General features: G+C 37.5%; 18 protein-coding genes. 7 read left to right on the top strand and 11 right to left on the bottom strand.

Going from position 1 to position 22,638, the window contains the following annotated elements:
* Positions 1-2: 2 nt before the first annotated feature.
* From MKY76_RS05055 to MKY76_RS05010, 10 genes are all read right to left on the bottom strand, one after another.
* On the bottom strand, positions 3-752 hold the full coding sequence (locus MKY76_RS05055; protein ID WP_342557483.1) for a Stp1/IreP family PP2C-type Ser/Thr phosphatase: 750 nt from the start codon (positions 750-752) through the stop codon (positions 3-5).
* A gap of 6 nt (positions 753-758) precedes the next feature.
* On the bottom strand, positions 759-1,901 hold the full coding sequence (gene rlmN, locus MKY76_RS05050) for a 23S rRNA (adenine(2503)-C(2))-methyltransferase RlmN (protein WP_342557482.1): 1,143 nt from the start codon (positions 1,899-1,901) through the stop codon (positions 759-761).
* Positions 1,901-3,262, bottom strand: a complete 1,362-nt coding sequence (rsmB, locus tag MKY76_RS05045; protein WP_257961587.1) for a 16S rRNA (cytosine(967)-C(5))-methyltransferase RsmB — start codon at positions 3,260-3,262, stop codon at positions 1,901-1,903. Before rsmB ends, rlmN begins: the two co-directional genes overlap by 1 nt.
* Positions 3,259-4,200 (bottom strand): methionyl-tRNA formyltransferase, encoded by a 942-nt coding sequence (gene fmt, locus MKY76_RS05040; RefSeq protein ID WP_103117565.1) that lies wholly within the window; start codon positions 4,198-4,200, stop codon positions 3,259-3,261. The genes rsmB and fmt overlap by 4 nt, the downstream gene beginning before the upstream one ends.
* A 1-nt stretch (position 4,201) precedes the next feature.
* Positions 4,202-4,696 (bottom strand): peptide deformylase, encoded by a 495-nt coding sequence (def, locus tag MKY76_RS05035; protein ID WP_004227388.1) that lies wholly within the window; start codon positions 4,694-4,696, stop codon positions 4,202-4,204.
* 84 nt (positions 4,697-4,780) lie between these two features.
* Positions 4,781-7,192 carry a primosomal protein N' gene (gene priA / locus MKY76_RS05030; RefSeq protein ID WP_257961586.1) on the bottom strand — a complete coding sequence of 804 codons (2,412 nt, stop codon included), beginning with the start codon at positions 7,190-7,192 and terminating at the stop codon, positions 4,781-4,783.
* A complete protein-coding gene (gene coaBC / locus MKY76_RS05025; RefSeq protein ID WP_048395374.1) occupies positions 7,189-8,193 on the bottom strand; it encodes a bifunctional phosphopantothenoylcysteine decarboxylase/phosphopantothenate--cysteine ligase CoaBC in 1,005 nt (334 codons plus the stop codon). Before coaBC ends, priA begins: the two co-directional genes overlap by 4 nt.
* Positions 8,194-8,327: 134 nt before the next feature.
* Positions 8,328-8,555, bottom strand: coding sequence for a DNA-directed RNA polymerase subunit omega (gene rpoZ / locus MKY76_RS05020; RefSeq protein ID WP_004227380.1), 228 nt, complete (start codon positions 8,553-8,555; stop codon positions 8,328-8,330).
* Positions 8,556-8,559: 4 nt separating this feature from the next.
* Complete coding sequence (gene gmk, locus MKY76_RS05015; RefSeq protein ID WP_004227379.1) at positions 8,560-9,177, bottom strand: guanylate kinase; 618 nt, start codon at positions 9,175-9,177, stop codon at positions 8,560-8,562.
* Between the two features lie 43 nt (positions 9,178-9,220).
* On the bottom strand, positions 9,221-10,096 hold the full coding sequence (locus MKY76_RS05010; RefSeq protein WP_103117562.1) for a YicC/YloC family endoribonuclease: 876 nt from the start codon (positions 10,094-10,096) through the stop codon (positions 9,221-9,223).
* A gap of 258 nt (positions 10,097-10,354) precedes the next feature.
* On the opposite strand from MKY76_RS05010, the gene MKY76_RS05005 reads away from it, so the two are divergent.
* From MKY76_RS05005 to MKY76_RS04975, 7 genes are all read left to right on the top strand, one after another.
* Complete coding sequence (locus MKY76_RS05005; protein ID WP_103117561.1) at positions 10,355-12,052, top strand: NFACT RNA binding domain-containing protein; 1,698 nt, start codon at positions 10,355-10,357, stop codon at positions 12,050-12,052.
* 253 nt (positions 12,053-12,305) lie between these two features.
* Positions 12,306-13,991, top strand: coding sequence for a HAMP domain-containing methyl-accepting chemotaxis protein (locus tag MKY76_RS05000; protein ID WP_315055222.1), 1,686 nt, complete (start codon positions 12,306-12,308; stop codon positions 13,989-13,991).
* Positions 13,992-14,898: 907 nt separating this feature from the next.
* The gene (locus MKY76_RS04995; RefSeq protein ID WP_048395383.1) at positions 14,899-16,560 is read left to right on the top strand and encodes a peptide ABC transporter substrate-binding protein; all 1,662 of its coding nucleotides are present in this window, start codon (positions 14,899-14,901) and stop codon (positions 16,558-16,560) included.
* 132 nt (positions 16,561-16,692) lie between these two features.
* A complete protein-coding gene (locus MKY76_RS04990) occupies positions 16,693-17,622 on the top strand; it encodes an ABC transporter permease (RefSeq protein WP_004227372.1) in 930 nt (309 codons plus the stop codon).
* Positions 17,622-18,542 (top strand): ABC transporter permease, encoded by a 921-nt coding sequence (locus MKY76_RS04985; protein ID WP_048395384.1) that lies wholly within the window; start codon positions 17,622-17,624, stop codon positions 18,540-18,542. The genes MKY76_RS04990 and MKY76_RS04985 overlap by 1 nt, the downstream gene beginning before the upstream one ends.
* A gap of 13 nt (positions 18,543-18,555) precedes the next feature.
* Positions 18,556-19,611 (top strand): ABC transporter ATP-binding protein, encoded by a 1,056-nt coding sequence (locus tag MKY76_RS04980; RefSeq protein WP_048395385.1) that lies wholly within the window; start codon positions 18,556-18,558, stop codon positions 19,609-19,611.
* Entirely contained in the window at positions 19,604-20,530 is a 927-nt protein-coding gene (locus tag MKY76_RS04975; RefSeq protein WP_054549873.1) for an ATP-binding cassette domain-containing protein, read from the top strand. Before MKY76_RS04980 ends, MKY76_RS04975 begins: the two co-directional genes overlap by 8 nt.
* Positions 20,531-20,801: 271 nt before the next feature.
* On the opposite strand, the gene MKY76_RS04970 is transcribed toward MKY76_RS04975, so the two are convergent.
* Positions 20,802-22,625 carry an oligopeptide ABC transporter substrate-binding protein gene (locus tag MKY76_RS04970; RefSeq protein WP_103117559.1) on the bottom strand — a complete coding sequence of 608 codons (1,824 nt, stop codon included), beginning with the start codon at positions 22,623-22,625 and terminating at the stop codon, positions 20,802-20,804.
* Positions 22,626-22,638: the final 13 nt, after the last annotated feature.

The following is a 22,638-nucleotide window of genomic DNA, read 5'->3' as shown; positions in this document are numbered from 1 at the left end:
TCTTACACCTCCTCATCCTTTTTCGTTAATAGCACGAGGGAGATATTGTCTTCTCCCCCGCTGGCATTTGCTAATTCTACAAGTTTACGCCCCTTTTCCTTAATGGAGTCTGGATACGTAATTATCGATGCCATTTCATAAACAGTTAGTTTATTGCTTAATCCATCTGAACAAATGAGTAAATACGATTCTGATGCTAAATCTACTTCATAAAAGTCTGGTTCGATTGTGTCCTCTGTCCCAACCGCTTTTAAGATGAAATTTTTCTTTGGATGTGTCAAAGCCTCTTCTTCGCTTATCTCACCATTTTCGACCAAGACGTTCACATATGAATGATCTTTTGTTATTTGTTGTGCACCATCTTCAAAGAAATAATACACACGACTGTCCCCCACATGTGCAATGAAGCAATGTTGTTCTTCGATTAACACTGCAATAAATGTCGTGCCCATTCCTTTACAGTCTTCATGTGATAAAGAATAGTCATATATTGTTTTATTCAATTGCTTAACTGTTTGTAATAACCATTCTTTTTTTGATGTTGTGGATACAAAATGATGTGTGTCTGCCTGTAAAAAAAAGGATTCCATTTGTTTAATTGCCATATCACTTGCTACATCACCAGCATTATGACCACCCATGCCATCCGCTACAAGTGCTAGTGCAAGCCCATCTGGACGTTTAAAGAATGCAGCACGGTCCTCATTAATGGATCGTTTTAAACCAATATCACTTTCGACTGTGTATTCCAATACTGGTCACCTCGTTTCTTCAGATCTCTCTTGTGCACGTAATTGACCACACGCAGCAGCGATATCTGAACCTTGCTCTCGGCGGATCGTTACGTTAATACCATTTTTCTTTAATGTTTTTTCAAAAGCAAAAATTTGACTACGAGATGTACGAACATAATCACGTTCTGGTACATAGTTTACAGGAATTAAGTTGACATGACATTTAATTCCTTTAATTAAAGCAGATAGTTCCTCTGCTATTTCTACTGAATCATTTTCACCAGACATCAGCCCATACTCGAAACTCACTCGTCGACCTGTTTTTTTTGTATAGTATCGCACAGCTTCCATTAATTCTTCTAATTTATAAGCACGGGCAATTGGCATTAGCTTTTGACGTGCTTCTTGGTTTGGCGCATGCAGAGAAACGGCAAAGTTAATCTGTAATTGTTCATCTGCAAACTGGTAAATTTTAGGGACAATACCCGATGTTGAAACTGTGATATGACGTGCTCCGATATTTAAACCTTTTTCATGATTGATCACTTTTAAGAAGTTCATCATTGCATCATAGTTATCGAAAGGTTCACCAATACCCATAATGACAATATGAGATACTCGCTCGTCCAATTCATCTAATGTTTGCTGCACTTTGACAACTTGCTCCACAATTTCCCCTGCTAATAAATGTCGCTTCAAACCACCTAAAGTGGATGCACAAAACGTACAGCCAATTCGGCAGCCTACTTGTGTTGTTACACAGACAGAATTTCCATATTCATGGCGCATTAAAACAGTTTCTATTGAATAGCCATCTTGTAATTGGAATAAAAATTTAATGGTACCATCTTTAGATTCTTGTTTAATAATGGTTGATAGTGTGGATAATGCAAAATTTGCAGTTAGTTTTTCGTGTAATCCCTTTGAAAGGTTTGACATTTCTTCAAATGTCTTTACACGTTTATTATACAGCCAGTCAAAAATTTGAGCCGCACGGAAAGGCTTTTCGCCATTTTCCTTTAGCCATTCTTCTAATTGATGAGGTTGTAACGAATAAATGGATTCTTTTAAATTTGGCTTTTCTTTTTTTACACGTCGAACGGGCTTTTCTTCTGCTTCTTCTACTAAATCGTTAATACGTTCATTAAATTTCTCTTGATCCACCATTAGTTGGATTCTCCTTTTTTACGAAAGGCGGCGACAAAGAAACCGTCACTGCCAAAGTCTTGTGGAAAGACTTGAAGCATGCCATTAGCTTGCTTTTCCGCTAATTTTGTTGGTAAAGATTCTAGTTGTATAGCTTCCATTTCTGGATGTGCTGTTAAAAAGGCTTTCACAGTGCCTTCATTTTCTTGTATGTCTACTGTACACGTACTGTATACAAGCTTACCATCTGTTTTCAAAACTTTCGTTGCTGCATCAAGTAAAGCTAATTGGATTTTTTGAAGACTTTCTAAATCTTCTTCTCGCTTTGTATATTTAATATCTGGCTTTCGTCGCATAACTCCTAGTCCACTACATGGTGCATCGACTAAGATAGCATCAAAAGACGCTGCTTGTAAAAATTCTGGTGCTTTCCGTCCGTCTATTGGGGCTGTTTCAACAATATCAAGCCCTAGACGCTCTGTATTATGGTCGATTAAATCTAATTTATGTGGATGAAGGTCTGTTGCTAAAATAGACCCTTCATTTTTCATTATTTCGGCAATATGTGTTGTTTTTCCACCAGGTGCCGCACACATATCCAAGACACGCATACCTGGAGATGGATTTAGCACATTAGCAGGTATCATTGAACTTTCATCCTGAATAGTAATCATACCTTCTTTGAAGGCTTTTGTACGAGCTGGTTGACCGTTTGTAATGTATAAGCACTCTGGTATAACGTCGCTTTGATTAGCCGTTAATCCTTCTGCCTCTAACTTGGCAATTGCTTGCTGAACAGTTGCTTTTGTCGTATTAACACGCACAGTCTGCACAGGCGGTCTATTATTTTCATGCAACATTTCAGTCGCTACTTCAAGACCGTAGTTATCAACAAATCTTTGAACTAACCACATTGGATGACTTGTTTCTATTGAAAGGCGCTCAATTGGATCTGCTATGTCATCTGTTGAAGGGACTCCACTGCGTAACACGGATCTTAATATGCCATTGACCATAGAAGCGATTCCACGATGCCCTCGACGCTTGGCAATTTCTACTGCTTCGTTAACTGCAGCGTGTGGAGGGATACGTGTTAAATAATGGATTTGATACAACGAAATTCTTAATAACCAGCGAACCCAATGATCAATTGAACCACGAATAAATGGCTCTAAGTAATAATCAAGTGTCATTTTATGCTGTAAAGTTCCATACGTTATTTCAGTCAATAAAGCACGATCTTTTGCTTCAATTTTATGTCGTTTAATTGTTTCATTTAGCAATAAGTTGCTATAAGCCTGATTTTTATCAACTGCTAATAGAATTGACAATGCGGCATCTCGTACATTGCCATCCCAAATCACTACACTTTTTTTACTCATTTAAATTGGTCCCCAATCTGTAATTTAGAACCTGTCCCACGTAAATATTCCTCTGCGGTCATGCGCTTTTTACCAGCTGGTTGCACATCATATAATGCTAAAGTTGTCCCGTTGCCAGCTGCTACCTCAAAATGATCTTTATCAATGGCAACCACTGTACCTGGATTAGCCTCATGCTTACTTTTGCCAATCGTTGCCCACCAAATTTTAAAATTACCATCCTCAAAAGTAGTATAAGCAACAGGCCATGGATGAAGACCGCGCACTTGATTGTATAAAGTAATAGCATCGTTGGTCCAATCAATCCGTTCTTGTTCCCTTGAAATATTACTTGCAAAGGTAACTTGTGCTTCATCTTGAACTGTACGGTTATTTGTACCATTTATAATAGAAGGAAGTGTTTCCTTAAGTAATTCACAGCCAACCATACTTAGCTTATCAAAAAGTCCACCAGTATGATCATCTTCTTCAATAGGGATCGCTTTTTGAGAGATAATATCTCCCGCATCAAGCTTTTCTGCCATATACATGATTGTTACTCCTGTTTCTTTTTCACCATCCATGACGGCTTGGTGAATCGGAGCCCCTCCACGATATTTTGGTAATAGGGAGGCATGGACATTAATACAGCCTAGAGCTGGTGCATCTAATAATTCTTTTGGTAGTATCTGTCCAAATGCTGCTGTTATTACTAGATCAGGCTGTAAAGCAAGAATCTGCTGTAACTCCTCGGAGCCACGCAATTTTTCAGGTTGAATAATTGGCAAGCCAAGTTCCAAAGCCGTTGCCTTTACTGGCGGCGGTGTTAATACTCGCTTACGCCCAACTGGACGATCTGGTTGTGTTACAACTGCTTTAATAGTATATCCTTCATCATGTAGCATACGCAAAATAGGTGCGGAGAAGTCAGGTGTCCCCATAAAAACGATAGATGTCATTTTATTCCTCCTCTTCAGCGTACATTTCTTCTAGTTCTTCTGCTGTGACAATACGCTTGATTTTTGAATCGAAAAGCACACCATCTAAATGATCAATTTCATGTAAAATCGCACGGGCATCAAAGCCACCTGCCTCTAATTCATAAACACGTCCTTCACGATCACATGCTTCAATTTTGACATAACTAGGACGTTCCACTTCTCCATATAACCCTGGAAAGCTCAAGCATCCTTCAATATCTACTTCTGCTCCGTCCGTTTCAACGACAGTTGGATTAATCATTTCTAAAATATCACGTTCTTCACCTAGTTCAACAATTGCTACCCGTAACCCTACGTCTATTTGTGGTGCCGCAATTCCAACGCCATCATATTCCACCATAGTGTCATATAAATCATCAAGTAATGTAATAATTTCATCATTAATTTCTGTCACTTCAGCACACGGTGTGGATAGTACTTTTGCAGGATTTTCAATTACTTTTTTTATAGCCATTATTATTTCCTCATTTCTGCTTTAAAGCTAGTGCACTAGCTAATTGATACTTTTATTAAAAATCGTGCTATTATTACACGCTAACTATATAGTAGACGGATCTAAATCTACCGTCATTAATATTCCTTGTTTAATCCACTCTGCTCTATACATAGCAAGTAAACGTTGTAACACGGGAATTAGATTTGGTTCAATTTTATATTTTATCAAACATTGATAACGATATCTATTTTGGAGACGAGCAATACTCGCAGTTGTTGGTCCTATTATTGCTACTTGATTCGATAAGTTCCCTCGTAACCAATCAGCCACTCGACCAGCATATTCAGCAGCCATCATGACATCTTCATGGGATAATTGAATAAGAGCTACAAAATAATAAGGTGGATAGTTTGATCTGCGACGTAAAAACATCTCACGTTCATAAAATGGTTCATACTCTTGTGTTTTAGCTAATTCAATTGCGTAATGCTCAGGTGTATACGTTTGAATGATGACTTCCCCTAGCTTGTCATGTCTCCCAGCTCGGCCACTTACCTGTGTTAATAGCTGAAATGTTCGCTCTGCTGCGCGGTAATCAGGTAAATGTAAGGATGTATCAGCACTAAGTACACCGACTAGCGTAATATTTGGAAAATCCAGACCCTTTGCGATCATTTGAGTACCCAGCAAAATATCTGCATGCCCTGCCCCAAATGTCTCTAATATTTCTTCATGTGCCCCTTTATGCTTCGTAGTATCTACATCCATACGTAATACTCTTGCCTCAGGAAACAACTTATACAGCTCCTCTTCCACCTTTTGTGTACCTGTACCAAAATAACGAATATGATCACTTTGACATTGCGGACATATTTGTGGAACATGTTCCTCGTAACCACAATAATGACATTTCAATTTTTCAGTTGTTCGATGATAGGTTAATGAAATATCGCAATTTGGACATTGGACAACTGTTCCACAATCTCGGCAGAGTACAAATGATGAATAGCCACGACGGTTTAAAAACAGCACCATTTGTTCTTTTTTCTCAAGTCTTAAACGGATTGCTTCTATCAGTGATTGGGAAAACATCGAACGATTACCTTGTCTCAGTTCTTCACGCATATCTGCAATAAAAACAGTCGGCAAAGCCTGATGTAAAGCACGGTGTTTTAAGGAGAGTAGCTTATATACTCCCTTTTTAGCTCTTGCAAATGATTCTAATGCTGGTGTTGCACTCCCTAAAATAATAGGACAGTTATAAAATTCGCTACGCCAGATGGCTACATCTCTTGCATGATAACGCGGTGAATCTTCTTGCTTATAAGTTGATTCATGTTCCTCATCCAATATAATAAGCCCTATATTCGTAAAAGGAGCAAAAATAGCTGAACGAGCTCCAACTACGACCTTCACTTTGCCTTGTTGGATTTTACGCCATTCATCATATTTCTCCCCTACAGATAATCCACTATGCATCACAGCAACCATCTCACCAAAGCGACTGCGGAATCGTTCGGTCATTTGTGGAGTTAAAGAGATTTCAGGTACCAACATAATGGCTTCTTTTCCTTCTTCTAATACCTTTTGAATAGCCTGCAAATAAACCTCTGTTTTGCCACTTCCTGTTACACCATGTAATAAAAAGGTTTGCGCTATTTGCTGGTCCATAGCTGTAGTAATAGCTTGGAGAGCAACCTGCTGCTCACTCGTTAATTGTAAGGCATGTGTACGTGAAACTTCCTTCGTAAATGGATCACGAAATACTTCCTCTTGAATAAATTGAGCAGCTCCTTTATCAATTACTGCCTCTAAAACTGAAATAGAGACCCTTGCTTCGTCACAAATTTGTTGGGGAGTAAAAATCTCTCCTAAGTGTAGGCACATCCATTGCAGTAATAGCCGTTGTTTAGCTGCTCTGGATGATTGCTCTAAAGCACGTTCAATAAGTTGTTGGTCTGCTGTTATTTGAACCATTCGAATTTCTTTCACATTTCCCTGTTGCTTCACAACATTTTCGATTGCAACAATGTTTTCTGCAACCAATTGTTTCAAAAGGGGTAGTAAACCTGCTCGTTCAAATTCTTTAAAATTTACTCGTTGACGCTTACCGAATATAGCCTGTACCTCTAGTGGTAATTGTTGACCTTGCTGTAACTTAATCATTTTTTCATACTTGGCTCGAAGTGCAGATGGTAACATCACTTGCAAGGCATCTATTTCATAGCAAATCGTATCGTTCTTCAACCACTTCGCCATTCGCAACATCTCTTCTGTCAGGACTGGCTCCATATCTAAAATTTGATTGATTGCCTTTAGTTTATTTAACGGTACATCTGTTTCTTTCTTCAATCCAACAACAAAACCCAGGACATTCCTTGGACCAAATGGCACTTTAACACGACTTCCTAACTCGATAACACTAATCCATTCTACAGGTACTTGATAATCAAATGGACGGTCTACATGGTAAGTAGAGACATCTACAATGACCTCTGCTATCAAGAAGCTCATTGTTCCTCACCCTTTATAATATATGACCATAATGTCTGAGCAAAAAGTTGTGGGTTAATTGTAGCCAAAAACTGTCCGTTAAGCTGCGCTTTTTCACTAAAATCAATCCATCTCTCAGAAAGTATATTAAGCATTGGAGTTCCTTGCACTTTTTGTCCGAAAGTGATCGCTTTTATGCCTTCTACCGAAATGATCGGCGTTTCCTTTATAGTCGGCACATTTGCTGCATGGATCAATATTGCCTGAGGATATTGGATTTTATAAGCCTCCAGTTGCTGTATAGCATCAAACAAATTAGAATTTTCTATTTCAATTACATGTGCGCCTAGCATTCTTGCTTCATGTGCTAAAGCTCGGCCTATGGCTCCATTTGCCTGTGGACTAATTACATGCTGTTCATCCAATGGTACATGTAGGGCACCCGCAGTCACTATGACTGTTTTATCTGTTAGTGGTTTAGTTTTTCCCGAAAAAAAATCTTGAACAAGTGCAGTGATTTTTTCTGGCTCCTCTAGACGGCCCTTCCCGACATAGCCACATGCTAAAAAACCTTCGGAAGGCTCAATAAATTTGTAGCCATCAGCTGATAGCCTATCCAAATTACGTTTTACCGCTGGATGGTCGTACATGTGTACATTCATGGCTGGTGCAATCCATACAGGTGCTGTCGTAGCAAGCAGGGTTGTTGTGATCATATCATCTGCTATACCATTGGCCATTTTTCCTATTATATTTGCTGTAGCGGGCGCTACTAAAATTAAATCAGCCCAGTCTGCTAAGTCTATATGAGCAATCACACTTGAATCTTTTTCATCAAACGTGTCAAAATAAACATCATTTTTGGACATCACTTGAAAACTTAATGGATTTACAAACTGTCTAGCAGAGGCTGTCATGATGACTTTTACATTGGCTCCTGCTTGTGATAGCTTGCTTACGAGTGCCACAGCTTTATATACGGCAATCCCGCCTGAAACACAAAGTAAAATATTTTTATTCATGCTAGGTGTCGTCCTTTCAAATGATAAGCTCCCAAAGAAGGATTCCCTGGGAGCTTTCGGCATTCTGTATAATCAAAATCTACTGCTAACTAGACTAGCATGCATGTAAACATAGTAAAGCTCTTTACATGATGTTAGATTTCGTCCTCATACACAGTTGACTCATCCTGTGATACTTTCGTAAGTACACCTGCCGCTACTTCTTCAAGTGCTTTCCCAACATATTTATGGGAAACATACTTGTGTAAGCGTTCTGTGTCTTGCTCTTCTTGCATTTGGCGAGCACGTTTAGAAGCAAGGCTCACTAATGAATATTTTGAATCGATTTCCTTTTTTAAAGCGTCTACTGATGGGTATAGCATTGTTTTATTCTCCTCTCAACATTGACAAATATCTTTTTTCAACACGTTCTCTACGACAATGCTCGGCTTTAATAATCGCATTTATACGATCACAGGCATTCGTCACTTCATCATTTTCCACAACATAATCATACAAGCTCATCATTTCAAGCTCTTCACTTGCAGTAGCGATTCGTTTGGCAATGATATCCTCCGTTTCTGTCCCACGTCCAACTAAACGATCTTTTAATTCCGTTAAACTTGGAGGGGCTAAGAAAATAAATAAGGCATCTGGTGCTTTTTTACGAATTTGTGCTGCACCCTGCACTTCGATTTCTAAAAATACATCACGACCTGCATCAAGTGTTTCATTTACATAAGCTAATGGTGTTCCATAATAGTTACCGACAAATTCAGCGTGCTCTAATAAGCCACCTTGTTCAATTAACACTTCAAATTCATGACGTGTCTTGAAAAAATAGTCTACACCATCTACTTCACCTTCGCGAGGATTTCGTGTTGTCATCGAGATGGAATACTCATAATTCGTATTCGGCTGAGAAAATAATTCTTTTCGCACTGTCCCTTTACCTACACCAGAGGGGCCAGACAGAACAATTAATAATCCACGTTCTTTTATCATTTATTCTCTATATCTCCCTTAATTTATAACAGACACGTGCAAGTTATTCGATGTTTTGCACTTGCTCACGCATCTTTTCTAAAATTGTTTTCGCCTGAACAACAGCAACCGCTGCTTCTGTAGATTGATTTTTTGAACCAATCGTATTAATCTCGCGATGTATTTCCTGCATTAAAAAGTCCAATTTACGCCCAACCGAAATCTTTTCAAGTAATGTTTCCTCCAGCTGGTTGAAGTGACTATCTAATCTGTCTAATTCTTCGGAGATGTCTACTCGTTCTGCAAAAATCGCTACTTCCGCTAGTAAACGATCTTCTAGCAATGTGCCGTTTGCAACTTCATTAATTCGCTCTATTAATCGTGTACGATATTTTTCAACAGCAAGTGAAGAACACAAACGAATCTGATTGACTTGCTCCATTAACTGTTCTTTATATTGTACAACAACCTCTTGTAATTCTTGCCCTTCACGCTCACGCATTTGTACGAGCTGTTCAATCGCTTGTGAAATTGCTTGTTCAACAGCACTGAGTAAATCCTCTGGTGTAAGCTGAGGCTTTTGCTGCACAAGGGCCTGCTCTAACGATAAAAGCTCTTGCATCGTCCATTTTTCTTCAAGTGGTACTTTACTTGCTAATTGCTCTTTTGCCTTACGATACGCTTCAATTAATGACCAATTAATCTCAATAGATTGCTCTACGTTCTCTAAGTCCTTCACATATACCATCACATCAATTTTGCCGCGTGACAAAGCTTGAGAAATTAGTTTCTTTGCAAAAATTTCAGCTTCAAGCCATTCTTTCGGAAATTTTGCATTAATTTCTAAAAAACGATGGTTGACCGAGCGCATTTCCACGGTTAATTGAAAGTCTCTAGTTGTTGTGACACCTCTGCCAAAACCAGTCATACTACGCACCAAGGTTCGTCACACCTTTCTTTGCATACTGGGATTATTATAACATAAGCTTTGTCGATTATGACGACTCTCCAAAAAAATTTGGTTAAAGTAAAAGCTAATTCTACCACAATTGAAGCTATATTTTAATATTCACCTAAAAAATGCTATGATAAACATACCAAAAGAGTATTTGCGAGCTTAAAAATAGTGCATGCAGATACATAAAGAAAAAATACGAAAGTACCAAGATGCTTGATATCGTTGGAAAGAGGAATTCATATGGCATTTGATGGCTTATTTACTTATTCAATAACTGCCGACCTACAACAGCTAGTCACTGGTCGGATTACCAAAATACATCAACCCAATGCACAAGAAGTTATTTTACATGTGCGAGCGAACGGAAAGAATCATAAATTACTGTTTTCCATCCACTCTTCTTATGCACGTGTACACCTTACTGAACAGGTGATTGAAAATCCAGCAGAGCCGCCAATGTTTTGTATGCTTTTGCGTAAGCATATAGAGGGTGGTTTTATTGCTTCTATAAAACAGCGTGATTTTGATCGCATTATAATAGTAGAAATTGAAAGTAAAAATGAAATTGGAGATCCAATTGTAAGAGAAATACATGCTGAAATTATGGGTAGACATAGTAATCTACTGTTGATTGATCAAGAGCAGGGAAAAATTATTGACAGCCTAAAACATCTACCGCCTTCAGTCAATAGCTTCCGTACTGTACTACCAGGGCAACCGTATTTTGCGCCACCCACACAAAACAAATGGAATCCTTTAACAGTGACAGATGAAGAGCTAACAGCATTTTTCGCTGAAGCAAAAACCTCTAAAGAGATCGTGCAACAATTAGCTGGTTTTTCACCTCTTCACGCGGAAGAATTATTGTATCGAATGAAGACGACTTCAAATACACTAGTATGTTTCAAGGATTTTATGGCCTCCTTTGCGAACGGTGGAATGAAGCCTATGTACGTGCTCTTCAATCAGAAAGTATACTTTTCCCCTATCGAATTAACGCATTTGCATGATGGGGATATAACAATCTATCCTAATGTCCATGAGCTTCTTGATCGTGTATTCTTTGCCCGTGCAGAGCGAGATCGTGTAAAACAACAAGCAGGCGATTTAGAGCGCTGGCTACAAAATGAGATTGACAAATTAGCTTTAAAAACAAAAAAGTTAACAAAGGATTATGAACGTGCCTCCAAGCTCGATCAATTCCAACTATATGGTGAGCTATTAATGGCTAATATCTATGCCTTTGAAAAAGGAGTTAAGGAAGTTACTGTCACAAATTACTATAGTGAAACTGGCGAAGAAATAACGATTCCAGTAAGCGAACGTAAAACACCTATTGAAAATGCCCAAAGTTATTACACAAAATATACAAAGGCAAAAAATGCCTTGGTCATGGTTCAAGAGCAGCTAGAAAAAACTACTGATGAAATTTCTTACTTCGAAATGCTTGCACAGCAAGTTCAGCAGGCTTCTCCTGGAGATATTGAGGAAATTCGTGAAGAGCTAGCAGAGCAAGGTTACTTAAAACTACGTCATGCGAAGAAAAAGAAAAAACAAGCGAAACCTGAACCAGAACGCTATGTTTCTTCTACAGGTGTAACAATCTCTGTTGGAAAAAACAATAAACAAAATGACATGCTGACATTTAAACTAGCAAAGCGGACTGATATTTGGTTACACACAAAAGATATTCCTGGATCTCATGTTGTCATTCATTCAAGTGAACCCGATGAAACGACATTGCGAGAAGCTGCCACACTAGCCGCCTATTTTTCTAAGGCCAGAGAATCCTCTTCTGTGCCTGTAGATTATACCGAAATACGACAGGTCAAAAAACCAAATGGTGCCAAACCTGGTTTCGTCATCTATTTTGAACAAAAGACACTGTATATTGACCCGGATGAGGCAGTCATTTTACAGTTAAAGAAACAGTCATAAAGGAAGAAACCGATACAAATTGTATCGGTTTCTTCCTTTTTATAACGCGTACACGTAATCCGTACTATAAAACGATGAAAACAACCTTATCTTGATTGATTTTTACAGACAATCTTCCTTATTATAATAACAATATAAAAACACATGAATAATCTGCACTGTTTCCTTCAACGTATATTGACTTCTACTACTGAGAAACGCTAAATTAAAGTATAAAAATTTTTATAGAGGATTCAGGAAAGGGCGTATCTATATGTCTGTAGGTAAAAAATTAAGCTTTGGTTTCTTTGCAATTATTCTCACATTAATCATTTCTTTGTTCATTATGTTCCTGTTATTTTCAAACATTGAAAAAAAGATTGAAAATGCATTAGAAGGACATGTTGCCCTTGTAGAATTAGCAGATGATATTCAATACGAAATGGCTATGCAAGGTCTTTTCATTCGTGCCATCATCATCGAAGACAAACCTGCTAACAAAGAGAGTTTCTCAAAATATGCAAATATGCTCGACACACATGTAGAAGAAATCACTGAAAAATCGAATTCAGCTAAAATGGAAACATATGCACAGGAATTAAAAGTTCATAATGATTCTTTTAACAAGGCAGCAACTGAAGCAATAGCTTTATTTGAAGCTGGTAATCTAGAAGGTGCTTTGCAGAAGGTAAATGGTGAAGTACAACAAGCTAATAAAGGTATACAAGATGTATCCGATCAAATTGGAAACTATCAAAAGGAACAACTAGATATTGTGACAAAAGAATCTAAACAGGCCGTGTTTAATTCTCAAATTATTTCCATTATCGCAATCATTATTGGTATCGCTCTAGGTATTTTCCTTATTTTCTATATACAACGGACAATCTCACGCCCTTTAAAATCTGTCGTTCTGGCTGCAAACCATGTAGCTAATGGAGAATTAATTCATCCAGATATTACCCATCAATCAAAAGATGAAATTGGTCAGCTTTCAGCAGCTTTTAATGCCATGAAGGGGAATCTGAAAAATTTATTAACGCATATACAGGACAATGCAGAGCATTTAACAGCTTCAGTAGAAGAACTTTCTGCCTCAACTGAAGAAATTACTGCCACTGCTGATGAAATTACAATACGGATTAACGAAACAGCTGAGGCTGCAGTGACAGCTACAGTTGCAGCTAACGAAAGCGCACACGCTATGGATGAAACGGCTGTAGGTGTTCAACGAATAGCTGAGGCAACTCAACAACTACATCAGAATGCTATAACAACTTCAGAATTAGCAACAAATGGAAACGAGACGGTAGAAGAAGCTCAGCAACAAATGAATGTCATCCATGAATCAACACAAACGATTAATAATCTTGTTCAAAAATTGAGTAAGCAATCAGATGAGATTAGTCAGATCACAGCTGTTATTACAGCTATTACAGATCAAACAAATTTATTGGCACTCAATGCAGCAATTGAAGCGGCTAGAGCTGGAGAGCATGGTAAAGGATTTGCGGTAGTAGCAGATGAGGTTCGTAAGTTAGCTGAGGAATCCAAACAATCAGCCAACCAAATCGTTGCCTTAACGCTAGATATTCAACAGGATACACATAATGTAGAAAAAGCAGTCTTTGATGGACTTCATTCTGTCACAGAGGGCGTTAAAATCATCGGACATGCAGGACAAGCCTTTGAAGGAATTGTGAAAGCAATTAATACGATGACAGATCAAATAGAAGATATATCAGCTACCTCTGAAGAAATTTCAGCTAGCGCTGAACAGGTTGCAGCGTCCGTTGCAGAAATCGCCCATGGTGCTTCAACTAGCGCGGATAATACAAAAATTGTAGCTTCAGCAACAAGAGAACAATCTATAACAGTACAACAAGTAAACCAAGTTGCCTCAGATCTAAGCGAAAAGTCCTTAGATTTACAGAATCAGATCAATCAATTTAAACTTTAAATAAAAAACAGTGCATTTTATAAATGGGATGCACTGTTTTTTATATTTTTTCATGGTATACCACTTAAAAAGTGGAAGAATATCCTTCTGAATAGCTATTGTTAACGTTTTCATTCGATGAATAAACAGATTTTTAGTAATTATTTGCATTATCAATCCTCTTCAGTAAGACAAATGACATCCTCAAAAAAACAATACGATTTAAACAGTTCTCTTTGGAAGAATACAAGGCGAAATGAAGCATTCCTTTTATTTTTTAACTGATGAATAAAACAGTAACCAACTGCATATATGCATGTATATTCAACTAGCTCAAAAATTATTTCAAAAAAACTTAATCTCGTAAACTAGCTTGTCACTAAATCCAAATTTTTCTTAGTATGGGTACCTTTTTTCATACAAATGCTCATTTTTTTCTTTTTCCTCCCCACAAATGGATAATCCTAGAAAAATACAAAACAAGTTTCTTATATATCATTAATAGATAAAAATATTCATGTTTTGCGATAATAAATTACAAGAAATTACCTGTAAAAGAATCTAATTCACTGAGTTTTACATAGATTTTCTACAAATCTATACAAATTCCTCAAGGTATTACATCTATGACTTTTGATTCATTTTTCAAATATCGATAATATTATCAAAAAAATAGGAATTTTCCGTATAGTAAATCATTTTTTTATTTTTACTTTATTTTTGATATTCAGAATAAGTAAATATCAAATTTTTAATATATATACACTTCGCCTCTTTAGCGTGATAAATCGGAAAAATTTATTATTCTCCTAAATGTCAGATAATACTATATAAATTCGAATCTTTTTTATTTTGTACACAATGATTTTTTTGGTATATTAAATAGGAGCTTCACAAAAGGCTTAAAAATTGTATAAGGGGGATTCACATGAATAAAAACAAAAAGTTTTTATTACTAACAGTCCTTGCAGTATTTTCTTTAGTACTTGCTGCATGTGGCTTCGGTGGAGATTCGTCTGACAAATCTAAAGACGAAGGAAAAGATTCTGGCTCTTCAGAAACAACTTCATCAGGTGGCGAATTAAATGTAGTAGTAGCTTCTGAGCCGCCATCTCTTCATCCTGCATTAGCAACAGATACAACTTCTGGTGTTATTCTAACAAATACTTTTGAAGGATTAACAACACTTGATGCAGACGCTCGTCCAGTTGCAGCTGCTGCTGAAAGCTGGGAAGTTAGTGAAGATTTAAAAACATACACGTTCAAATTACGTGATGCTAAATGGTCAAACGGAGATCCAGTAGTAGCTGGTGACTTCGAATACGCTTGGAAATGGGCATTAAACCCAGACAATCTTTCTGAATATGCTTCAATCCTTTACCCAATTAAAGGTGCTGCAGCATACAACAATGGTGAAGGTTCTGCTGATGATGTAGGCGTTAAAGCACAAGACGAAAAAACATTAGTAGTAACTTTAGAAAACCCAACACCTTACTTCTTAGAATTAACAGCATTCAAAACATATGCACCATTAAACCAAAAAGTAGTTGAAGGTAATGATGAGTGGTATGCAGATGCTGGTGAAAACTATGTAACAAACGGTCCTTTCACATTAGCTGAATGGAGACACAATGATACAATCGTATTAAAGAAAAACCCAGAGTACTGGGATGCTGATAAAGTTTCTTTAGAAACTGTTAATATCGGTATGGTTGAGTCTGAAGCAACTGCTGCAACAAGCTTCAAAGCTGGAGAAATTGACTACTTAGGTGCACCATTCCAATCTGTGGCACTTGATTCAATCGACGCATTTAAAGCTGATGGTTCATTAAATATCAATGACCAAGCTTCTGTTTACTGGTACAAGCTAAATACAAAAGATAAAATCACTGGAAACGCTAACATCCGTAAAGCGTTAGCTTTAGCAGTTGATCGTCAAGGTTTAATTGACAACATTACTAAAGGTGAGCAAAAACCTGCATTAGGCATGGTTCCTATCGCAGTTCATGGCTTTGAAGAAGACCGTGGTTACTTCAAAGATAACGATATCGAAGGTGCTAAAGCAGCACTTGAAGCTGGTATGAAAGAACTTGGAATTACAAACCCAGCAGATATCAAAATTAACCTTTCTTACAACACTAGTGAAGCACACGCTGCTATCGCTCAATACGTTCAAGAGGGCTGGACTAAAAACCTAGGTATCACTGTAGGTCTAGATAACTCTGAATGGCAAGTATATTTAGAAAAACTTAACCAATTAGATTACCAAGTTGGCCGTATGGGCTGGGTTGGTGACTACAACGATGCTTATACATTCTTAGAAATGTATGACACTGCTGCAAACGGTAACAACGATACTGGTTGGGAAAGTGCAGAATACAAAAAATTATTAGATCAATCTAACGTTGAAGCAGATCCTGCTAAACGTCTTGAGCTTTTAAAACAAGCTGAAAAAATTGCTGTGAATGATTTCCCAGTTATTCCAATCTACTACTACACGAACCTATCTGTAGTACAAGATTATGTGAAAAACATGAAGGCAGACATCCTTGGTAACATCTCTCTTAAAGAGGTTAAAGTAGAGAAATAATCAACTATAATTCGCTTATTTAGCTCTACAGCGAAGAGCTGCCTCGTAGCCACTTCGGCGCGAGTCAGCTCTTTTTAAAATACGAAGGCATATATTTGTCTGAAAATTGACAAATAGAAGGAGGAGTTTTATGTGATTAAATATATTTTGAAAAGGCTGATGTATATACTTCTCGCGCTTTTCGTCATCGTAACGGTTACGTTTTTCTTAATGCGTCTCGCTCCTGGTAGTCCTTTCGCGAGTGAACGTAATTTCCCACCTCAAATTGAGGAGAAGTTAAACGAAACGTATGGATTAAATAACCCTTGGTATATTCAATATAAAGATTATTTAATCGATACGGCCACATTCAATTTCGGTGAGTCAATGAAATATAAAGCGCGTTCTACAAATGATATGATTTCTGAAAGTTTCCCTGTTTCATTAACATTAGGGATTGAAGCTATGCTATTAGCAGTTGGATTCGGTGTATTAATTGGCGTAGTTTCCGCGCTATATCATAATAGGTTCCCGGATTATTTGGCAACGTCCTTTGCGGTGCTCGGTATATCAGTACCTTCATTTATATTAGCAGGTTTAATGCAGTATTTCTTAGCCTTTAAGCTAGGCTGGTTCCCTATTAGTGGGTGGAAGGGCTTTATTTATAGTATTTTACCAGCCCTTGCAATCGCTTTCTCTCATATGGGCTTTATCGCAAAATTAACACGTTCAAGTATGCTTGAACAAAACAATAGTGATTATGTAAAAATGGCTCGTGCAAAAGGTATTGGTAAATGGACAATCGTATTCCGTCATACATTACGAAATGCCCTTCTGCCAGTCGTAACATACCTTGGTCCATTAACAGCTGGTGTTGTAACAGGTAGTTTCATTGTTGAGCAAATTTTCGCTATTCCTGGACTTGGTAAGCACTTTGTTCAAAGTATTACAAACCGTGACTATACAGTAATTATGGGTACGACGGTGTTCTATTCCATCATCCTTTTATTTGCGGTATTAATCGTTGATATTCTATATAGTGTGATTGATCCGCGTATTAAACTGAAAGGAGCGAAAAAATAATGACACAGCAACAAATTGAAAAAGATAAGTTTAAAATTGTTGGTGGAAATCATGAAGCAACGGAAAAATTAGCTGATAAATCAGTCTCCTTTTGGAAAGAAGTATTTCTCCGTTTCTCTCATAACAAATTAGCCATCATTGGGATAATCATTTTAATCATTGTTATTTTAATGGCTACATTCGTACCAATGTTTTCTCAATATAAAGCAAGTGATCAGCTAGGTGTTTACAACGCACCACCATCTGCACAATTTTGGTTTGGAACGGATGACCTTGGTCGTGATATTTTCGTTCGTATTTGGGAAGGCGCTCGTATTTCCCTTTTTATCGGAATTGCTGCAGCGATTATTGACTTAATTATCGGTGTTTTATGGGGAAGTATTTCAGGCTTAGCAGGCGGTCGCGTTGATAACATCATGATGCGTATTGCTGACGTTTTAACAGCTGTACCTTACCTTCTAGTAGTAATCGTACTTTTAGTTGTTATGCAACCTGGTTTAATTCCTATGATTATTGCCCTGTCCATCACTGGATGGATTAATATGGCTCGTATCGTTCGTGGTGAAGTATTATCTATTAAAAATCAAGAATATGTTCTTGCTGCTCGTACATTAGGTGCTAGTACAGGCCATTTAATTATTAAACACTTAGTTCCGAATGCTCTTGGTGCAATCTTAGTAACGATGACGCTAACAATTCCATCTGCTATTTTCACCGAATCATTCCTAAGCTACCTTGGTCTTGGGGTGCCTGCTCCAACAGCTTCTTGGGGTACAATGGCCTCTGATGGTAATAAAGCTATTGCCAATGCTCCATGGCGCTTGATTTTCCCAGCAGTATTTATCTCACTGACAATCTTTGCGTTTAACGCAGTTGGTGACGGCTTACGTGACGCTCTAGATCCAAAACTACGTAAATAAGGAGGTGGCCGAAATGAGTAAAACAATTCTAGAAGTAAAAGATTTAAGAATTAACTTTAAAACTTATGCAGGGCTTGTCCATGCTGTACGTGGTGTTAACTTTGATTTAAAGGAGGGTGAAACACTCGCTATAGTAGGTGAATCAGGCTCTGGTAAAAGTGTTACGAGTAATGCATTAATGAAACTAATTCCCCAGCCACCTGGTATTTATGAGTCAGGACAAATTTTATTTAATGGCCGTGATTTAGTTCCATTAACTGATAAAGAAATGTCTAAAGTACGCGGAAATGAAATTGCAATGATTTTCCAAGATCCTATGACAAGTTTGAACCCAACAATGAAGGTCGGACGTCAAATAACTGAAGTAATTTTGCAACACAAAAAAGTTTCTAAAGACGAAGCGAAAAAACGTGCGATTGAGCTTTTAACTCAGGTAGGTATCCCCTTCCCTGAAAAACGCTATAACCAATACCCACATGAATTTTCAGGTGGTATGCGTCAACGTGTTGTTATTGCCATTGCCCTTGCAGCTGATCCTAAGCTATTAATTGCAGATGAGCCGACAACAGCTCTAGACGTAACCATTCAAGCGCAAATTTTAGAATTAATGAAAGAAATTCAGAAAAACTCGCAAACATCTATCATTTTCATTACACACGATTTAGGTGTAGTGGCGAATATCGCTGATCGTGTAGCAGTAATGTACGCTGGACAAATCGTTGAATATGGTACTGTAAATGATATTTTCTATAATCCAAAGCATCCTTACACATGGGGTCTACTTGGTTCAATGCCAGATTTAGATAATGATACTGATGAGCTATTACGTACGATTCCAGGCTCACCACCAGATCTGACGAATCCACCTAAGGGTGATGCATTTGCAGCTCGTAACGAGTATGCTATGGCCATTGATTATGAACAAGAGCCACCAATGTTCCAAGTAAGTGAAACACATTTTGCAAAGACTTGGTTGTTGCATCCTGATGCACCAAAGATTCCTCTTCCAGATGCGGTTGCTAAACGTATTGAAGGGTATTTAGCAAAGGAGGCACAAGAAAATGACTAAAACTGGTGCGAAAAAAATTCTTGAAATCAAAAATTTACAGCAGCATTTTGGTTCGCCAAGTAATCCTATCAAAGCTGTAGATGGTATCAGCTTCGATGTTTACGAAGGTGAAACACTTGGTCTTGTGGGTGAATCAGGTTGTGGTAAGTCAACAACTGGTCGTTCAATTATTCGTTTATATGATATTACAGGTGGCGAGATTGTTTTCGATGGTGAAAATGTCCATGGAAAAAAATCTAAAAATGAGTTAAAGAAATTTAACCGTCAAATGCAAATGATTTTCCAAGATCCTTATGCTTCTTTAAACCCTCGTATGACGGCTGGTGAGATCATTGGTGAAGCCTTTGATATTCATGGCCTTTACAAGGATAAAAAAGAACGTCGTGCAAAAATTCAAGAGCTACTTGAAGCTGTTGGTTTAAACAAAGAGCACGCGAATCGTTACGCACACGAATTCTCTGGTGGTCAACGTCAACGTATTGGGATTGCCCGTGCACTAAGTTTAGATCCTAAGTTTATCATTGCGGATGAGCCAATCTCTGCGCTAGACGTATCTATCCAAGCGCAAGTTGTTAACTTACTAAAACAACTACAAAAAGAACGTGGCTTAACATATCTTTTCATTGCCCATGACTTATCTATGGTAAAATACATCAGTGACCGTATTGCTGTAATGTACCGTGGTAAAATCATGGAAATCGGTAAAGCAGATGATATCTACAATCACCCTGTTCATCCGTATACAAAATCTTTATTATCAGCTATCCCACTTCCTGACCCAATGTCAGAGAAGCGCCGTCAACGTATTCAGTACAAGCATACAGAGGTTGACGAAAGTGCAACCTACCATGAAGTAGGTGACCAGCATTATGTTTATGGTACTGCTGATCTAGTAAAAACTTGGGTTGCTAATCGCTAAAAGCTATAACTCCTATCGACAGTATAAAAACTGTGATGGGAGTTTTTTAATTTATACCCACATTTAACTGTAGTCTAAACCTGTATAACGTAATTATCAATAAAAGGCATATATACAAGACTTTTGTAATTGTTATTGAATGTTTAAAGTAAATTTTATTAACTTTTCTACTCTATAACCTCTTTAATTTTCTTTCTTTCACAGCATCTTTAAATAGGTTTTGAAAAAACAGTCTTTCTTCTATCAAGAAAGACTGCTTCTTTGATACCTATTATTTTATTGGAGCATCTGCTGTTAATTCAATATCTTGTAACTCTGTAAGATTTGCATAATCAACATTGTAATTTTTCACGCGTTTATTAACTGGAATAACTTCAGTTCTGAAGAATGTTGGAACTACCATTGCTTTATCACTCATATATTCTTGCCATTCACGGAAAGCTTTAGAGCGTTTTTCTTGATCCATAGCATCTTCGGAGTCGATAGCTGCTAATAATTTTGTTAACTCAGGTGATACATAGCGGCTAAAGTTGAATTCAGCACCTACACTATATAAGCCCGCTGGAGATGGATTTGTTCCTGTATTCCAAGCTGCCATAAACATATCGATCTCCGGATCATCTGCTTGTACTTTATCATAAAATGCATTGAACTCGATAAGACGTCCAGTTGTTAACTGTACATCTAAACCAACTTCTTTCCAATTTTGACGGAAGTATTCAACAATTGCTTCATCCGTTTCTGACCCAGCCATAGAAGCTAAACGAATTGAGAATTTTTTACCATCCTTATCTTCACGAATTCCATCACCATCAACATCTTTAAAACCAGCTTTATCTAATAACTCTTTCGCTTTTTCTGGATCGTAATGGTAACCCTCTAATGTTTCATCATAGAATGAGAATACTGGTGGAATTAAAGAGTTGCCACGTACACGCAAGCCTTGATAGAATTTTTCAGCAACTCCCTCAACATCTGTTGCGAACGCAATTGCTTGGCGTAACTCTACATTGTTCATTTTTGATTTTTCATCAAACACGTTTACTTTTGCTGTTGTATCATACTTTCCTAACTTAAAGCCGATATAAGAATAAGACAATTCTGGTCGACCAAGTACAGAAATATTTTCTAAAGATTTAATACTATCAAATTGAGTAGTTGGATAAGATGTTGCTAGATCATATTTCCCTGTTCTTAACGCCTCACCAATTGAAGTTGGTGGAACAACTTCGATTACAACTTTATCAACTTTCGGCTTTCCTTTAAAGTAATGTTCGTTAGCTACAAGTTGTACAGATTCACCATTAACAACTTTATCAAGTTTAAATGCGCCAAGAGTCACCGGATTTTTTCGTACTGCATCTGAAGCTAGTAAATCTTTTACTGGAATTGACTCTAATTGATGTTTTGGTTCTGCATAACCCCATAAGCCATCCCCACCATAATAAATTGCAGGTGATACTTTTTTAAATTGAATTTTAATTGATTTATCATCTACTTTTGTAATACCTGAGATTGTATCAGCCTTGCCATTATGATATTCTTCTGCCCCTACAATATTTCTGAAGTCATCATCGTAACGTACACCTGTATAATCAGGATGTCCAATAATTTCGTAAGGATATATTAAATCTTCTGCTGTTACTGGTGTACCATCAGACCATTTATAATCACCTTGCAATGTGACTGTTGCTGTTTTAGCATCAGTATCAACTTCTAATTTTGCAGCGCCCTTATCAGTAATAAGGAAGTCACCATCAACGTCAAATATTGAATTTGTCATATAAGCTAAAATATCTGAGTCATAGGCATCTTCATAAAGCTCATAGTTGAAAATCCCTTGGAATGGAGAGCTTGCTACAAGTCCTACACGTAATGTACCACCTTGAATTGCTTCTCCTTCATTTGTTACCTCCATTGGAAGTAAAGAATCATTAGTTGCCTCAGATTCACCAGACTTTTCTGTTTCACCAGACTTTTCAGTGTTATCTGTTTCTGTGCCTTTTTCAGACCCACTACCTCCACCACCATTGCACGCTGCTAAAATTAGCATGAATGCAAAAAGTACGGATAAGAATAACCAATTTTTCTTCATGTGTAAATCCTCC

Source organism: Lysinibacillus sp. FSL P4-0201 (assembly GCF_038593425.1).
GTDB lineage: Bacteria > Bacillota > Bacilli > Bacillales_A > Planococcaceae > Lysinibacillus > Lysinibacillus capsici.
Note: the sequence above shows the minus strand (reverse complement) of the source record. Positions and strands in the feature narration are given on the sequence as shown.

Coding starts and splice junctions, on each gene's coding strand:
- rlmN (WP_342557482.1), bottom strand. CDS start 1,901: ATGGTGGATCAAGAGAAATTTAATGAACGTATTAACGATTTAGTAGAA.
- rsmB (WP_257961587.1), bottom strand. CDS start 3,262: ATGAGTAAAAAAAGTGTAGTGATTTGGGATGGCAATGTACGAGATGCC.
- fmt (WP_103117565.1), bottom strand. CDS start 4,200: ATGACATCTATCGTTTTTATGGGGACACCTGACTTCTCCGCACCTATT.
- def (WP_004227388.1), bottom strand. CDS start 4,696: ATGGCTATAAAAAAAGTAATTGAAAATCCTGCAAAAGTACTATCCACA.
- priA (WP_257961586.1), bottom strand. CDS start 7,192: ATGAGCTTCTTGATAGCAGAGGTCATTGTAGATGTCTCTACTTACCAT.
- coaBC (WP_048395374.1), bottom strand. CDS start 8,193: ATGAATAAAAATATTTTACTTTGTGTTTCAGGCGGGATTGCCGTATAT.
- rpoZ (WP_004227380.1), bottom strand. CDS start 8,555: ATGCTATACCCATCAGTAGACGCTTTAAAAAAGGAAATCGATTCAAAA.
- gmk (WP_004227379.1), bottom strand. CDS start 9,177: ATGATAAAAGAACGTGGATTATTAATTGTTCTGTCTGGCCCCTCTGGT.
- MKY76_RS05005 (WP_103117561.1), top strand. CDS start 10,355: ATGGCATTTGATGGCTTATTTACTTATTCAATAACTGCCGACCTACAA.
- MKY76_RS05000 (WP_315055222.1), top strand. CDS start 12,306: ATGTCTGTAGGTAAAAAATTAAGCTTTGGTTTCTTTGCAATTATTCTC.
- MKY76_RS04995 (WP_048395383.1), top strand. CDS start 14,899: ATGAATAAAAACAAAAAGTTTTTATTACTAACAGTCCTTGCAGTATTT.
- MKY76_RS04985 (WP_048395384.1), top strand. CDS start 17,622: ATGACACAGCAACAAATTGAAAAAGATAAGTTTAAAATTGTTGGTGGA.
- MKY76_RS04980 (WP_048395385.1), top strand. CDS start 18,556: ATGAGTAAAACAATTCTAGAAGTAAAAGATTTAAGAATTAACTTTAAA.
- MKY76_RS04975 (WP_054549873.1), top strand. CDS start 19,604: ATGACTAAAACTGGTGCGAAAAAAATTCTTGAAATCAAAAATTTACAG.
- MKY76_RS04970 (WP_103117559.1), bottom strand. CDS start 22,625: ATGAAGAAAAATTGGTTATTCTTATCCGTACTTTTTGCATTCATGCTA.